Origin of the sequence: Cyanothece sp. BG0011 (assembly GCF_003013815.1) — a bacterium.
Lineage (GTDB): Bacteria > Cyanobacteriota > Cyanobacteriia > Cyanobacteriales > Microcystaceae > Crocosphaera.
In genome coordinates this window covers 1-14,400 of sequence record NZ_PRLH01000072.1, presented here as the reverse complement: position 1 = coordinate 14,400, position 14,400 = coordinate 1, and the positions used below count along the sequence as shown (strand labels likewise).

The following is a 14,400-nucleotide window of genomic DNA, read 5'->3' as shown; positions in this document are numbered from 1 at the left end:
AATTCATTGTTTAAGGGACTTAACCCGAGGGGGTGTAGCCAGTGCCTTAAATGAAATCGCCACCAGTGCCGAAGTGACGATCAATATTAAAGAAAGGGCGATCGCTGTTCAAGAAGATGTACAAGGGGCCTGCGAAATTCTAGGGTTTGATCCCCTCTATGTTGCCAACGAGGGGAAATTTGTTGCTTTTATTCCGCAAAACTCAGTTAAGGCTGCCTTGGAAATTATGAAATCTTTTTCTCAAGACGCTTCTGTTATTGGCGAAGTAACTGGCCAGGGAACGGGTATGGGGTTAGTCACCCTAGAAAGTAAAATTGGTTCTCAGCGCATTGTTGATATGTTAAGCGGAGAACAACTACCCAGAATTTGCTAAGTAGCAGGACTCATATTATGTCCCTGAGTGCGAGTATTTTGGGCGGCTTCGGTGGCAATTTCCGCTGCCAGGGTAGTCATAGGTGAAGCTGGTTTTGAGTGTTTCTGGCGACGATTTTGGGGGGATGGGTGAGTAGAAACAGGGGTCACTAAGCTGTAGGCTTTCCAGTGACTTTCCACACTCCACTCAGGATCATCAGTGATCAGCAAAACCCCTCCGGCCGGCATAGCTAATTCATCCGTACTCGCCCAGATACAAAATTGAGTCCAGGGAGAACGCAATAAAAAGACTGGTATCTGTTTCCCCTCGCAACTACCATCCGTATATCCGAGTAAATAGCGACCCTGCTTAATCATTGGCCGTAGTTGAGGATATTTCTCTAACAACATGAAAATTCCATGGTGGGCCATAAAGTTAATGATTACCAATTCAACAAAAGGATGTGTTGAAGTGAGACTTAACAGCAACCTTAGGTTTTAAGGATAGAAAGAGGTCACCGTAAAAGTAAGTATCAAATGTAACGAAATGGCGTTTTTTGGAGAAATGTCAGATAACTTTGACAAAAAGCCCCTAGAACCTCGAAAAAAGATCGCTGATTTGTCAATATTTGTAACGAAAATTAGCTAGTTGTTTCTTCCTTCTTCACCGGACTGACCTTGGCACGATACAAAAGTTTATGGTCCTGACCATATCCCACATAGCGAATAACCACGGGGTCACCCGGTTCAGCATGGCCCCCTCCTTCTAAAAGTTGATGGGACTGAGGATCATAAGGAACCACTTCCCCGACACTTCCTTTCATCTCTAGTCCCCATTGTTTGAGTAATTCAAAAACAGGTTTGACTAAGGGCAATAATTTAACCGCAGAAATCGAAGGATTTTTTTGAGCGACAATAGCAGCGGTGGGCCATTGCAATAACCAAGATTCTAAGGCCGCGATACTCGATCCTTGAAATTCTTTTTCTAACTGCTCTTTTTGTTGCTCTAGTTGCTGTTGTAACTGTTTATATTCCTGTTGCAATGACGGAACATGACTATCAACATTAACGGAAATTCCTTGACTGGCTATTTCCCAATCTGCACTCAAGGATTCTGTGGTTTCAAACTGTAGTAATAACTGTTCTAGAGAGATTTTTAACACCTGGGACAGCTTGAGCAAGTCCGTAATGGGTAATTTAGGAAGTAACCCCGTTAATAGTCGATTTAACTGCCATTGAGACACCCCAGACAATTGACTTAATTGCTCAAAATTAGCAATTTCTGCTTGCTGCATCAACTGCTGTAATTTTTGCTGGTTAGAGACATAAGTGGTAGACTGGTTCATAAAGATTAATATTAATGATTTAATACCAATTATCCTGAGTTTACCTTAAATTTAGTCATAGGAATAATAATAATTACATTTTTGTTATTATTATCCGTTGATTACCCCTTATGACTGACCTATGAATTCTATTACTTGGATTGGTTTAGTAGCAGGAACCTTAACTACTATTTCTTTTTTTCCCCAAATGCTCAAGACTTGGAAAACCCGTTCAACTAAAGATATTTCTTTAGAAATGTTTTTGCTGTTTTGTAGTGGTCTTTTATTGTGGATTATTTACGGTTTATTCATGAGAGATATTCCTGTGATCATGACTAATGTTGCTACTTTTATTCTAGCGTTTCCTATTCTTATTTTGAAACTGAAATATAAGTAACCAAAAAAGTCCCGCAACTGATTGATTGAATATTCTACAATTTTAATCAATCAGTTGCGGGACAAAATAACTAAGTCTACGAAAGTTTAATCCTCATCAATGGGGGGGAATACTTCTTCTATTTGCCATAAAGTATCTTTATGTTCGATGAACCAACTACGGGTTTCTGGGGTTAGTTGAATCCAAATAATTTCCATCGGAACATGAGGCGACGCATATTGATACTTTTCCCCTAATTGTCTCAAGTTCTCAATAATATGAGGAGATAATCCAAAAATAGACCAATCAACGTGCAAATGTCTTCCAAAAACCCCTCCTGTAGGGTCAAAAACCAATTGGGATGCTCTGACTAAATCTGCGAAATGTTTCGGCTCTAGTCCGGTTCGCTTTTGGATTTCCATTCCTTGGCTACGACTTTGCTTCATAGCGACTTTACCTTATCGGAGAATTCTGTAGTCATTGTAACTGATTGGGGTCAATTTCTCTCTCTTTTTTTGTTAATAAATGCTAACTCATTATCAAACTATTAAAAATTTATTCAGTCTATTAAGTTTCCATAATCAATATTTTTTTATGTTACGATTATTTATAGCTCTTCATTTTACTTTATCTTAGGACTATGGCCTTACCCCCTAGCATTTCTACCCCCAGACTCTTGAGACTTTTTAAACTAATTTTTTATCCCCTAGATTACCTAGAAGATTATTATAAAAAATATGGAGATATTTTTAGTTTTGGTCAATCAGAAACTCCCTTTGTTTACATTAGTAATCCTCAAGGAATTCAAGAAATATTAACCACAGATAAAACTAATTTTAGAAGTGCAGCCGGAGGGGGGTTTTTAACGACCTTATTAGGGGATAACTCCTTACTATTTTTACAAGGGAAAAGACATCAAAGAGAACGGAAATTGTTAACCCCTCCTTTTCATGGAGAAAGATTACAAAGCTATGCCCAACTGATTGACTCTATTACTGATGAAGTTACAGACAAACTGGAAATTAATCACGCTTTTAACGTTCGTGAAATCATGCAAGAAATCACGTTAAAGGTGATTTTAAAAGCTGTTTTTGGTATCACAGAAGGAGAACGTTATCAGAAATTACAAACCTTATTGAAATCCTGGTTATCATTTTTTAATTCCCCTGCTAATGCTACCATTATCTTCTTTTCTTTTCTGCAAAAAGATTGGGGTAACTGGAGTCCTTGGGGTCGTTTTTTACGGATAAAAGCTGAAATTGATGACTTGATTTATGCTGAAATTGACGAACGCCGTCAACAAGAAAATTATCAAGGAAAAGATATTTTAACCTTGCTAATGTTGGCCAAAGATGAAGCAGGAAACCCCATGAGTAATCAAGAATTACACGATGAATTGATTACGCTATTAATTGCTGGTCATGAAACAACAGCATCCAGTTTAACCTGGGCATTATATTGGATTCATTATTGTCCAGAGGTTGAAGAAAAACTGCGATCGCATTTCTCAACTTTAGAGAATAAGACTGATTTATTGAAGGTGATCAAGTTACCTTATTTAGATGCAGTTTGTAGCGAAATCTTACGCATTTATCCAGTCATTTTAACCACCTTTCTCCGTATTTTAGAAACCCCCTTAGAATTGATGGGATATCAATTCAAACCTGGAACGGTTTTTGCTCCGGCTATTTATTTAGTTCATCACCGAGAAGATATTTATCCTAATTCTAAAGAATTTCGCCCCGAAAGATTCTTAGAAAGACAATTTTCACCCTATGAATACTTTCCTTTTGGTGGGGGAAGTCGTCGCTGTATTGGCATGGAATTAGCCAAAATGGAGATGAAAATAGTTTTATTTACTTTATTATCAAAATATCAATTTAAACTGGCTTCTGCTCGTCCCCTTAAACCCGTTAGACGAGGATTAACCGTTGCTCCTCCTAATGGCTTTAAAATGATAATTACCAAAGGATTATTAACTAAAAATGCTTAGAGGAGGATTTAGAACCCTCCTTAAAATATCACCAGACTGTGATTAAATGCTTAAAGGCTTAATCAATACGAGAAAAGAGCATTTCTCCTTGTACTGCCAACTCACCATCTACGGTTCCTTGTCCTTTCATTTTGGCAATTCGGTTCCGTTTGAGGGTTAATAATTCCACTGTCATAATTAATTGATCTCCGGGAATCACTTGACGACGAAACCTAACTTTATCAATCCCTGCAAAGGCAAAAAATACCCCTTTCATTCCTGGTAATAAAGTAAGAACAATTCCCCCAACCTGTGCCATAGATTCCACAATTAAAACCCCCGGCATAATGGGCAAACTAGGAATATGTCCGGGAAAAAAAGGCTCATTAATGGTGACATTTTTAATGCCTACGGCCTTCTTTCCAGGCTCATAATCGATGATACGATCCACTAAGGCAAAAGGATAACGATGGGGTAATAATTCTCGGATTTCTTGAACCGTAAAGGTCGTTTGAATTGTTGTATTTTCAGTGGAGTTATCAACAGGGGGTGCAGTAACATCAGACATAGTAATTAAACAACCATCAATAAAAATAATTCTTTCTCATTGTTTCATTATTCAAGAAATTTTCTAGATGATTTCATATTTCTTATTAGTCAGTAACAGAAAGATTCTGATAAGATAAAAAAGAGAAGTTATAATAGATGTAAGTTCCTATGCCTCCCCGTTGGCCCCGTAAACCCGATCGCGCTGATCCCCAATTCCGTCGTCTTGACGATCGCATGACCTTTGCTGTTCATGTCGCTGCCTTCTTAGCCTGTAACTCGGGTGTCTGGTTTGTCCATAATATCCGGCAAGCGGAATGGAGTTGGATTGGCTGGTTTTCAGGAATCTGGGGAATGGTGTTGCTAGGACACTTAGTTTATATTGCTGCGATCGCTGACTATAGCAAAAAATCCCATGGCTAATTATAAGACAACCCAAGCAGTTGAATCCCTCGCTGCCGAAATTGGTGAAAATATCTACATTGATGTCGCTAAATGGCATCTTTATCTATCCGATGCTCATTTACATACCACCGTCGCTGAAAAAGTCTATCCTCTGCTCGAAAATGATGAACTAAGCGAAGATGCGATTAATGATATTCTTCGTAATATTTCTGTTTCCTTGGGAGGAGGAAAAAAAGAACTTTCTCTGTTTGAATTATTACCGAAGCAATGTCAAACGAATTTACTTGAGTTACTTGAAGAATTCCAGCAACGATAAATATTTGCTATTCTTATAGATATTGATGAAGATTTTTGTTGATTTTGTCGGTTTTTTTAGCTGATTCATAAGGATAACCATCTTGAAACAAAAACCCTAGTGCTAGAGTTTTGAGGTGATTATAATAACGCAATAGTTAATGAGACAGGTAAACTTATTTATAATTAACTTGATTAGCTATTGATAAGGGAAATAACAACCATGCTTAAAAGTTATGACGTTACCATAGAAGGCGTTGCCGTAGGCACTTGCAAAGCAAGACCGCATTAACTGGCTCGGTGAAAAACCCAAAGCACAGACAACTCGTGCCATTATTGTCATTGAAGAAGAAACCTCAGTTTCCTCAACTCCCCAAAGAAAAACCCCCACTCATTTAATTGGGAAAGGAAAAACAGTAGGCGATATTGTTAGTCCTCTCGTAGATCAAGAAGATTGGGAATGTCTTAAATGATAGTTCTTGATACTCATATTTGGTTTTGGTATATCAATGAAAGTTTTGATCAGTTTCCTTTAGAATGGGTAGGAAAAATTCGACAAGCAGAGCGAGTCGGAGTGTCATCAATTTCTTGTTATGAAATTGTTTTGGCTCATAGCAAAGGTCGTTTAGAAATCAATATTGATGGTTTATTGAGACAATATCCAGAACTTAAGAATTATCTTATGTAATTTTAAAGAAGGGTTTAGTCAAGTTGGTAACAGGCTTTCCCTAAGTTACTATATTTTTTATAATAAATCTTAATCCTTTAATCTGCCACTCTATCACATCCATGAATAGTACCTTCCTCAACCATCTCAATAGTCCAAAACGTCCCGTACTTGTCTTTGACGGTGCAACGGGAACCTCCCTACAAAGTCAAAACTTGACCGCAGAAGACTTCGGAGGACCCGAATATGAAGGGTGCAATGAATATTTAGTGCATACTAAACCTGAAGCAGTAGAAAAGGTACACCGAGGGTTTTTAGAGGTGGGTGCAGATGTCATCGAAACGGACACCTTTGGGGGAACGTCTATCGTCCTTGCAGAGTATGATTTAGAGGATAAAGCGTATTATCTCAACAAAAGAGCAACAGAAATCGCTAAAAAAATGGCCGCTGAATATTCTACCCCAGAAAAGCCCCGTTTTGTGGCGGGTTCAATGGGTCCAGGGACAAAGTTACCCACATTAGGTCATATCGACTTTGACACCCTCAGAGACGCATATACTGAGCAAGCAGAGGGGTTATACGATGGGGGTGCAGATTTATTAATTATTGAAACTTGTCAGGATGTACTGCAAATAAAAGCAGCTTTAAACGCAGTCGAAGCAGTTTTTGAGAAGAAGGGAAACCGTTTACCCCTCATGGTTTCAATTACCATGGAAACCATGGGAACCATGTTAGTGGGAACAGAGATAAGTGCAGCCTTAGCGATTTTGGAACCTTATAACATTGATATTTTAGGACTCAATTGTGCCACGGGTCCTGAACAGATGAAAGAACATATTAAATATTTATCAGAACATTCTCCTTTTATTGTTTCTTGTATTCCCAATGCAGGTTTACCTGAGAATGTTGGGGGACAAGCTCATTATCGTTTGACTCCCATAGAATTAAAGATGGCGTTAATGCACTTTATCGAAGATTTGGGAGTACAAATTATTGGGGGATGTTGTGGAACTCGTCCCGATCATATTAAATCTTTATCAGAACTTTCACAAGATTTAACCCCTAAAGAACGGCATCCAGACTATGAACCTTCGGCAGCTTCAATTTATAGCACACAACCTTATATTCAAGATAATTCATTCTTAATTGTTGGGGAACGATTAAACGCCAGTGGGTCTAAGAAATGTCGTAAGTTATTAGATGCTGAAGACTGGGATAGTTTAGTGTCCTTGGCAAAATCTCAGGTCAAAGAAGGGGCGCACGTTTTAGATGTGAACGTGGATTATGTGGGACGGGATGGAGTGCGAGATATGCACGAATTAGCCTCTCGTTTAGTGAATAATATCACCCTTCCTTTGATGCTAGACTCCACAGAATGGCAAAAAATGGAGTCAGGGTTAAAGGTTGCTGGTGGTAAATGTATTCTCAATTCCACTAACTATGAAGACGGGGAAGAACGGTTTTTAAAAGTATTAGAATTAGCTAAAAAATACGGTGCCGGTGTGGTAGTGGGAACCATCGATGAAGAAGGAATGGGACGCACCGCAAACAAAAAATTTGAAATTGCAAAACGGGCTTATGATGCAGCTATAGAATACGGAATACCGGCACATGAAATCTTTTTTGATCCCTTAGCGTTACCGATTTCGACAGGGATAGAAGAGGATAGAGAGAACGGAAAAGCTACCATTGAAGCGATCAAACGCATTCGAGAAGAATTACCAGGGTGTCATATCCTCTTAGGTATTTCTAATATTTCCTTTGGCTTAAATCCGGCGGCCAGACAAGTGTTAAACTCGGTGTTTTTATACGAGTCAATGCAAGTGGGGTTAGATGGGGCAATTGTTAGCGCGAGTAAAATTTTACCCTTAGCAAAAATTGAAGAAGATCATCAAAAAGTCTGCCGTGATTTAATTTATGATCGACGAGAGTTTGATGGTGATATTTGTACCTATGATCCGTTAACCAAGTTAACAGAATTATTCGCAGGGAAGACAACCAAAAAAGATCCCTCGCAAACCGCTAATTTGCCCATAGAAGAACGGTTAAAACAGCATATCATTGATGGGGAACGGTTAGGGTTAGAAGATGCACTAGGAGAAGCATTAAAGCAATATCCTCCGTTGGATATTATTAACATCTTTTTATTAGATGGAATGAAAGTGGTGGGTGAGTTATTTGGTTCGGGACAAATGCAGTTACCTTTTGTTCTACAATCTGCACAAACTATGAAAGCGGCTGTTGCTTATTTAGAACCGTTTATGGATAAAGAAGAAGGAGAAGAGAATGACAGTGGAAAAGGTAAATTTCTCATTGCAACGGTTAAAGGAGATGTTCATGATATCGGTAAAAATTTGGTTGATATTATTCTCTCCAATAATGGCTATAAAGTCATTAATTTAGGGATTAAACAACCGGTTGAAAACATTATCCAAGCTTATGAAGAACATCAACCTGACTGTATCGCCATGAGTGGTTTATTGGTGAAATCAACCGCATTTATGAAGGATAATTTAGAGGTATTTAATGAGCGTGGTATCAATGTTCCTGTGATTTTAGGGGGCGCAGCCTTAACCCCAAAATTTGTCTATGAAGACTGTCAAAATACCTATAAAGGTAAAGTCGTCTATGGTAAAGATGCCTTCTCGGACTTGCATTTTATGGATAAATTAATGCCAGCAAAAGCAGCAGAAAATTGGGATAATTTAGATGGGTTTTTAGGAGAATTTACAGAAAATAATAGTCTCTTCCAAGAAGAAAGAGGGGAAAAAGCAGCCGAAAAAGCGAGTGAGAAGAATGGTAAATCTGCTACCCCCGAAACCCCAATGGTGATCGATACAAAACGATCTGAAGCCGTTGAAATAATGGAACCTCCAACCCCTCCATTTTGGGGAACTAAAATAATAAAACCTAACGAGTTCGACTTAAATGAAATCTTCTGGTATTTAGATTTACAAGCATTGATCGCAGGTCAATGGCAATTCCGTAAACCTAAAGAACAATCACGGAAAGAGTATGAGGCATTTTTAGCCGAAAAAGTTTATCCTATTTTAGAAGAATGGAAACAGAAAGTCGTCACAGAAAACTTATTACATCCTACAGTAATTTATGGTTACTTTCCTTGTCAGTCTCAAGATAATAGTTTATTGATTTACGATCCCGAAACGGTTGAAAAAGCTAACAACAAAATCCCAGAAGATTTAGAACCTATCTGGAAAATTGACTTTCCTCGTCAAAAATCTGGCCGTCGTCTTTGTATTGCCGACTTCTTTAGTCCCAAAGAATCAGGAAAAACTGATGTATTTCCAATGCAGGCCGTAACAGTAGGGGATATTGCCACAGAATACGCCCAAAAACTTTTTGCTGCTGACGATTACACCAATTACCTCTATTATCATGGCATGGCCGTTCAAACCGCCGAAGCTTTAGCGGAATGGACTCATACCAAAATACGCAAAGAATTAGGATTTTCTGAGAAAGAACCCGATAATATTCGAGAAATGCTACAACAACATTATCAAGGTTCCCGTTACAGCTTTGGATACCCTGCTTGTCCTAATATCCAAGATCAATATAAACAATTAGAAGTGATGGGATGCGATCGCATTAATATGTATATGGATGAAAGTGAGCAAATCTATCCAGAACAGTCTACCACCGCCATTATTGCTTATCATCCTGTGGCTAAATATTTTAGTGCCTAAAAAAAATGCGATCGCCCACTTCCCCGTCGGAAATAGGCGATCGCAAAATTTTTGTTAGTCAGAGACTTAACTTTCTTTTAAAGATAAACTCACTAACCCTAAACACAGCAAAGCATTAACCCCTAAAAAGATTTGAGACAGTAAGTCTGAACTGAATAACCAGAGACCGGGAGAAGTAAAAGTGGTCACGGTTAAAAATCCTGCCATTCCTAGGGTTATTCCCATGGCAAACCATTTTGCGATACTATTTCCTAATAGTAAGGCCATGAGACAGAAAGGAATGAGAACACTGGCAAAAATGGGATTAATATCCACACTCCCCTGAATAGCATTACCCCATTCTCCTAACGGACTACTCACTAACCTTAACGGCCATTGGGGAACATCGAAAATTTCCACTAGCTTTAACAAGAAAAAGCCACAACTTCCTAACACCATTCCCAGATGAAAAAGGTCTGTAAAACGGATAGATTGACTAAACCAGACAGTGAACCCATAGGCCACTGCTAACATTAACAGCTTCATTAATAAATCATGATCTAACCCCAGGGGAAATTGTCCTTTTTTGGCTAATTTTAAGGCGGCTTCTGCATCTAATTGACCGGAACCGTAATAGTTCAATTTATCGTTTTCAATGTCTTTGGCAGACCCTTCTAAAATCTGACGAATTTTATCCGGTTCTTTCACACCGGCCGAACGAATTAAGGCAGCCACCCCCGCAACGTGGGGAGAAGCCATACTGGTTCCCATAAACCCGGTTAAGATTGCTTGTCCGGTATTAGGATCAATGGTTTCTTGAAGGATTTTTTTATCTTGTCCACCCCCTGGGGCCGAAATATCTACACCTACCCCATAATTAGAATAAAAAGCTTTCTCGTTATTGGCATTCAACGCAGAAACACTAATTACCTTATCATAACGAGACGGATAAGAGGCCGAACTACGGCCTTCATTGCCGGCGGCTGCCACAATAACCACACCTTTTTCATGGGCATAATTAATGGCATCTTCCATCATTTGACTGGCCCCACCCCCCCCTAAACTCATGTTAATAATGTCGGCATTATGATCAGCAGCAAAGCGAATGGCTTCGGCGATATCAGAAATGGTCCCAAACCCAGCAGCCGATAGCACTTTTAAGGGCATAATTTTTGCCTGATACGCAACCCCTGCAACTCCATATCTATTATTAGTTGATTGGGCAACAGTTCCGGCGACATGAGTTCCGTGGCCATGATCATCATTGGCCTCTTTTTTATCATTAACAAAGTCATAGCCTTCGACAAATTCGGTTTTTTGTAAGTCAGGAACACGACTAACCCCTGTGTCAATAACGGCAACGGTTACCCCTTTACCTTTAGCTTTTCGCCAGGCCGCTTCAATATTAATATTTTGCAGATTCCATTGTTCACTATATTGAGGATCGTTAACGGCTTCTAGGGTATGATATTGATAATTGGGTTCAATATAATCGGTGAGTTCAGATAATCCCGATTCTTTTAATTGTTTGAGAAACTGTTTATTTCCTTCGAGAATGTAAACTCTTTCATTGTTAGAAAATTCACTATTTAGATGAATTTCTTGATTATACTGTTGACTGAGTTGGCTAATTTTGTTTTCAACTTCTGTGATAGGAATATCTTGTTTGAAGTTGAGAACAATAGAATCAAATTCCCCTTTATTAGCTAATCCTTGAAAGTTACAAACTGCCCAAGAGACTCCCAGAAAAAATAAGGCAATGATTCCGATACGTTTTAAGAATTTCATGTTTTTGTTTTTCCATTAATTATGTTGATTAAGCTTAGGATTTCACATTCAATTTTAATGTCTTTCTAAGTCATAAATAACTTTTTCCCAATACCATTTTTCAGGATGGCCGGGATTTTTTTGTTTTTGTAAATTAATTAATCTTTTTGCTAAGTCTTTATCTCCTTTGACTAACATAAAAAGATGATTTTTTAACCCTATACTTACAGATTCTTTATTCTGAAAATTAGGAAAATTAATTTCAGGGGAATAATAATAAGTATCTTCTCCTCGTTTGATTAATTCTTCAACGGTTTGTTGAGCATTTTTTGACAACTGTTGTAAATTTTCTTGGGTATTTTGAACAACAGAAGAAGTGGCACCTAAACAAAAGTAAAATGTCTTTTGAGTAAGGTTTTCTAAGTCGTGTTTAAACTTTGTTGAATGATTCATGGTTTATCCTACATCGGATCATAATAAGGGTCAATTTTCCCTAGCTTATTACCAAGATATGGATGATAATTAATAAGTGTCAATCCCAAAAAACACGGACACTAATGTAAAGAGAAAACACAAATATTCAGTAAATTTTCTGATATCAATTTAAAAATTAATCCATTCTAAAATGAATTAATCTAACTTTTTTATATTTTTATTGAATATTTTCTAACTTATCTCATCAGAAAAAATAGCTTTTTCAAGTTTCGTTAAAGCTATTTCTAAATCATCATTAATAATACGTTTATCAAATTCTTCACTGACTGCTAATTCTTCTTTTGCCCTATCTAAACGACGTAAAATAGCTGCTTCTGAGTCCGTTTTTCGACTTCTTAAACGATGTTCTAATTCTTCAATGGAAGGGGGAATAATAAAGATTCTCAAAGCATCAGGAAAGCTGTTTTTTATGGCTTTTGCCCCAACCACTTCTATTTCTAGAAGTACAATTAAACCTTGGTTGATTTTTTCTTCAACCTTAGCCCGGGGAGTACCATAATAATTATCGGCATACTCTGCCCATTCTAATAATTGATTCTGCTCGATCATGGTTTCAAAGGCACTCTTACTTAAGAAATAGTAATCATTACCCTCTACTTCCCCCTGACGAGGAGAACGAGTGGTGGCAGAAATCGATAAATAGAGTTCGGGATGACGGTTTAATAAAGCACGAACTAACGTGCCTTTTCCCACACCGCTAGGACCGGTTAATACGACTAACTTTCCTGATGCCATGAATTTAGCCCAAAGGACATTAATTGCTGTTGATGGTAGCAGTTTCTTTGTTGACCACAAAACGATGAGCGACGGTTTCCGGCTGTATGGCCGATAAAACCACGTGACTTGAATCAGTAATTATGACCGCACGAGTGCGACGACCATAGGTAGCGTCAATTAGTTGACCTCTTTCACGAGCATCGGTGATAATACGTTTTATGGGGGCTGATTCTGGGCTTACAATAGCGATAACGCGATTAGCAGAAACAATATTGCCAAACCCAATGTTGATGAGTTGTATGCTTTCCATAATGATTAACGGTTATACCGTGTGAGAAGTAATTAATACAGTACGTTTCCTATGATATCGATTAAAATTGAGACTTACAACGTCTAAAGGAATATTCTTTGATACTTTTCAGTTTCTTTTCAACTTTTTCTCATATTTATCCTCTAATTAACTTATTCCATAGATAATAATCAATTAATCTTTAGCAAAGATGCTAATTTTTGGGACAGTGCATCGGGGCTAAATTGTGCCAGGGTTTGTTGTCGCAACCATTGCCCCTGACAGCGTTGGTCATTCCCTTGAAGGATTTCTATGCAGCCTTGCCCTACTGCATCAGCATCACGATGAGGGACACGCCAACCTAGTTTCCCGTCTTGTAAGGGATCGGCCGAACCGTCAGCATCTCCTGACAAAACTGGAACCCCACAGGCCATGGCTTCTAAATAGACAATGCCAAACCCTTCTTGGGAAGGCATGATATAAGCATCGGCCATTCGATAATGGTTAACTAGGTCTTCCGTGGCAACAAAGCCGGCAAACACCACGCGATCGCTGATACCTAACTCTTTGGTTAATTGTTCTAAACGGGGGCGATCATCTCCTCTTCCGATAACGACATATTTAACATTAGGAAAGGATTGTAAAATTTTCGGTAAGGCTCTTATGGTCACATCTACCCCCTTATATATGTCCCCCGACCATAATCGGGCAACGGTCATTAATACTTTTGTGTCTTGTAATTGGTATTTTTCTATCAGTTCGATGGGCTTTTCTCCTGGGGTAAATTGATGACCATCGACAATACAAGGAACGATTTCTACTTTGTTAAGATTAATATTATTAGCTTGACATAAACAATCCCGACTATGACGGCTAATGGTCCAAATAGAATCGGCATTTTTTAAGGCGGTTTGTTGAGCTTTGGGTAAGGTTTTCCAGACTTCTTTCCCATAGGTTAAAACAGTGTAAGGAATACCCAAGGGTTGACAAAAAAATTGAACTAATGGGGCCAAATTAATATGTCCACAAAAAACTCTTTTTGGTCGTTTTTGGATTAAATGGGTTAATAAGTTTATCGCTAATTTTAATCTTCCTTTCCAGGCCGGAAGGGTTTTCAAATAATGATAAGTAATTAAATTACTGGTTAAGGGGTTGTTACAGTCTGGTGCATCTCTTAATAAAAAAATGTCTGTTTTGGGTGCATTAGAAGATTTTTCTATTAAGGATAGATAAGCTTTGAGAACATCTTTAACATAAGCTTGTATTCCACCTTCTTGGGAAAAGATTTCTAAGAAAACAAAGGTATAATTAGACATTATATATTATTGTCAATTTTTGTCACCCTTAAAGATAACATATTTAGACTGTAAGGTAGATCCAATTACATAGAAAATAGAGAAGTCTGTAGGGTGGGTTAGGTGGCTATAATTTATGAGACAAGTTAATTGCTTAACGATCCACCGTAACCCACCATGAAAAAGAGTTGAAGCAGTTTTCTATTCAATTAAAAACT

General features: G+C 38.2%; 16 protein-coding genes. 7 read left to right on the top strand and 9 right to left on the bottom strand.

Features of this window, described 5'->3' with window-relative positions; translation table 11 throughout:
- The coding region (locus tag C4E06_RS10155) for an AIR synthase-related protein (protein ID WP_255412141.1) at nucleotides 1–373 on the top strand (373 nt) is incomplete at its 5' end.
- Here C4E06_RS10155 and C4E06_RS10150 read toward each other — a convergent pair.
- Together C4E06_RS10150 and C4E06_RS10145 are read right to left on the bottom strand one after the other, a co-directional pair.
- A complete protein-coding gene (locus tag C4E06_RS10150; RefSeq protein WP_107667965.1) occupies nucleotides 370–783 on the bottom strand; it encodes a hypothetical protein in 414 nt (137 codons plus the stop codon). The two genes, C4E06_RS10155 and C4E06_RS10150, sit on opposite strands and share 4 nt — an antisense overlap.
- Before the next feature lie 209 nt (nucleotides 784–992).
- Nucleotides 993–1,697, bottom strand: coding sequence for a helix-turn-helix transcriptional regulator (locus C4E06_RS10145; RefSeq protein ID WP_107667964.1), 705 nt, complete (start codon nucleotides 1,695–1,697; stop codon nucleotides 993–995).
- A 121-nt stretch (nucleotides 1,698–1,818) separates the two neighbouring features.
- On the opposite strand from C4E06_RS10145, the gene C4E06_RS10140 reads away from it, so the two are divergent.
- Nucleotides 1,819–2,073 (top strand): SemiSWEET transporter, encoded by a 255-nt coding sequence (locus C4E06_RS10140; RefSeq protein ID WP_107667963.1) that lies wholly within the window; start codon nucleotides 1,819–1,821, stop codon nucleotides 2,071–2,073.
- A gap of 86 nt (nucleotides 2,074–2,159) precedes the next feature.
- On the opposite strand, the gene C4E06_RS10135 is transcribed toward C4E06_RS10140, so the two are convergent.
- Entirely contained in the window at nucleotides 2,160–2,498 is a 339-nt protein-coding gene (locus C4E06_RS10135) for a hypothetical protein (RefSeq protein ID WP_107667962.1), read from the bottom strand.
- 194 nt (nucleotides 2,499–2,692) lie between these two features.
- Between C4E06_RS10135 and C4E06_RS10130 the strand changes: the two genes are divergently transcribed.
- Nucleotides 2,693–4,045 carry a cytochrome P450 gene (locus tag C4E06_RS10130; RefSeq protein WP_107667961.1) on the top strand — a complete coding sequence of 451 codons (1,353 nt, stop codon included), beginning with the start codon at nucleotides 2,693–2,695 and terminating at the stop codon, nucleotides 4,043–4,045.
- A gap of 58 nt (nucleotides 4,046–4,103) precedes the next feature.
- Here C4E06_RS10130 and fabZ read toward each other — a convergent pair whose 3' ends face one another.
- Nucleotides 4,104–4,592 carry a 3-hydroxyacyl-ACP dehydratase FabZ gene (gene fabZ / locus C4E06_RS10125; RefSeq protein ID WP_107667960.1) on the bottom strand — a complete coding sequence of 163 codons (489 nt, stop codon included), beginning with the start codon at nucleotides 4,590–4,592 and terminating at the stop codon, nucleotides 4,104–4,106.
- 149 nt (nucleotides 4,593–4,741) lie between these two features.
- On the opposite strand from fabZ, the gene C4E06_RS10120 reads away from it, so the two are divergent.
- The 4 genes from C4E06_RS10120 to metH all read left to right on the top strand — a co-directional run bounded on the left by C4E06_RS10120 (nucleotide 4,742) and on the right by metH (nucleotide 9,640).
- On the top strand, nucleotides 4,742–4,993 hold the full coding sequence (locus tag C4E06_RS10120; RefSeq protein WP_107667959.1) for a 2TM domain-containing protein: 252 nt from the start codon (nucleotides 4,742–4,744) through the stop codon (nucleotides 4,991–4,993).
- On the top strand, nucleotides 4,986–5,291 hold the full coding sequence (locus C4E06_RS10115; RefSeq protein WP_107667958.1) for a DUF3181 family protein: 306 nt from the start codon (nucleotides 4,986–4,988) through the stop codon (nucleotides 5,289–5,291). The genes C4E06_RS10120 and C4E06_RS10115 overlap by 8 nt, the downstream gene beginning before the upstream one ends.
- Before the next feature lie 447 nt (nucleotides 5,292–5,738).
- On the top strand, nucleotides 5,739–5,957 hold the full coding sequence (locus tag C4E06_RS10105) for a hypothetical protein (protein WP_107667957.1): 219 nt from the start codon (nucleotides 5,739–5,741) through the stop codon (nucleotides 5,955–5,957).
- Between the two features lie 101 nt (nucleotides 5,958–6,058).
- A complete protein-coding gene (gene metH, locus C4E06_RS10100; RefSeq protein ID WP_107667956.1) occupies nucleotides 6,059–9,640 on the top strand; it encodes a methionine synthase in 3,582 nt (1,193 codons plus the stop codon).
- Nucleotides 9,641–9,706: 66 nt separating this feature from the next.
- Here the strand turns inward: metH and C4E06_RS10095 are convergent, their stop codons facing one another.
- The 5 genes from C4E06_RS10095 to C4E06_RS10075 all read right to left on the bottom strand — a co-directional run bounded on the left by C4E06_RS10095 (nucleotide 9,707) and on the right by C4E06_RS10075 (nucleotide 14,203).
- A complete protein-coding gene (locus C4E06_RS10095) occupies nucleotides 9,707–11,407 on the bottom strand; it encodes a S8 family serine peptidase (protein WP_107667955.1) in 1,701 nt (566 codons plus the stop codon).
- Nucleotides 11,408–11,461: 54 nt separating this feature from the next.
- Nucleotides 11,462–11,839: a hypothetical protein gene (locus C4E06_RS10090; protein WP_107667954.1), complete on the bottom strand. Its 378-nt coding sequence runs from the start codon at nucleotides 11,837–11,839 to the stop codon at nucleotides 11,462–11,464.
- A gap of 213 nt (nucleotides 11,840–12,052) precedes the next feature.
- Complete coding sequence (gene gmk, locus C4E06_RS10085) at nucleotides 12,053–12,616, bottom strand: guanylate kinase (protein ID WP_107667953.1); 564 nt, start codon at nucleotides 12,614–12,616, stop codon at nucleotides 12,053–12,055.
- Nucleotides 12,617–12,635: 19 nt separating this feature from the next.
- On the bottom strand, nucleotides 12,636–12,908 hold the full coding sequence (remA, locus tag C4E06_RS10080) for an extracellular matrix/biofilm regulator RemA (RefSeq protein ID WP_107667952.1): 273 nt from the start codon (nucleotides 12,906–12,908) through the stop codon (nucleotides 12,636–12,638).
- 170 nt (nucleotides 12,909–13,078) lie between these two features.
- Nucleotides 13,079–14,203, bottom strand: coding sequence for a glycosyltransferase family 4 protein (locus C4E06_RS10075; protein WP_107667951.1), 1,125 nt, complete (start codon nucleotides 14,201–14,203; stop codon nucleotides 13,079–13,081).
- Between the last annotated feature and the right edge of the window lie 197 nt (nucleotides 14,204–14,400).

Coding starts and splice junctions, on each gene's coding strand:
- C4E06_RS10115 (WP_107667958.1), top strand. CDS start 4,986: ATGGCTAATTATAAGACAACCCAAGCAGTTGAATCCCTCGCTGCCGAA.
- C4E06_RS10140 (WP_107667963.1), top strand. CDS start 1,819: ATGAATTCTATTACTTGGATTGGTTTAGTAGCAGGAACCTTAACTACT.
- C4E06_RS10095 (WP_107667955.1), bottom strand. CDS start 11,407: ATGAAATTCTTAAAACGTATCGGAATCATTGCCTTATTTTTTCTGGGA.
- C4E06_RS10130 (WP_107667961.1), top strand. CDS start 2,693: ATGGCCTTACCCCCTAGCATTTCTACCCCCAGACTCTTGAGACTTTTT.
- metH (WP_107667956.1), top strand. CDS start 6,059: ATGAATAGTACCTTCCTCAACCATCTCAATAGTCCAAAACGTCCCGTA.
- C4E06_RS10120 (WP_107667959.1), top strand. CDS start 4,742: ATGCCTCCCCGTTGGCCCCGTAAACCCGATCGCGCTGATCCCCAATTC.
- fabZ (WP_107667960.1), bottom strand. CDS start 4,592: ATGTCTGATGTTACTGCACCCCCTGTTGATAACTCCACTGAAAATACA.
- C4E06_RS10145 (WP_107667964.1), bottom strand. CDS start 1,697: ATGAACCAGTCTACCACTTATGTCTCTAACCAGCAAAAATTACAGCAG.
- C4E06_RS10105 (WP_107667957.1), top strand. CDS start 5,739: ATGATAGTTCTTGATACTCATATTTGGTTTTGGTATATCAATGAAAGT.
- gmk (WP_107667953.1), bottom strand. CDS start 12,616: ATGGCATCAGGAAAGTTAGTCGTATTAACCGGTCCTAGCGGTGTGGGA.
- C4E06_RS10135 (WP_107667962.1), bottom strand. CDS start 2,498: ATGAAGCAAAGTCGTAGCCAAGGAATGGAAATCCAAAAGCGAACCGGA.
- C4E06_RS10090 (WP_107667954.1), bottom strand. CDS start 11,839: ATGAATCATTCAACAAAGTTTAAACACGACTTAGAAAACCTTACTCAA.
- remA (WP_107667952.1), bottom strand. CDS start 12,908: ATGGAAAGCATACAACTCATCAACATTGGGTTTGGCAATATTGTTTCT.
- C4E06_RS10150 (WP_107667965.1), bottom strand. CDS start 783: ATGGCCCACCATGGAATTTTCATGTTGTTAGAGAAATATCCTCAACTA.
- C4E06_RS10075 (WP_107667951.1), bottom strand. CDS start 14,203: ATGTCTAATTATACCTTTGTTTTCTTAGAAATCTTTTCCCAAGAAGGT.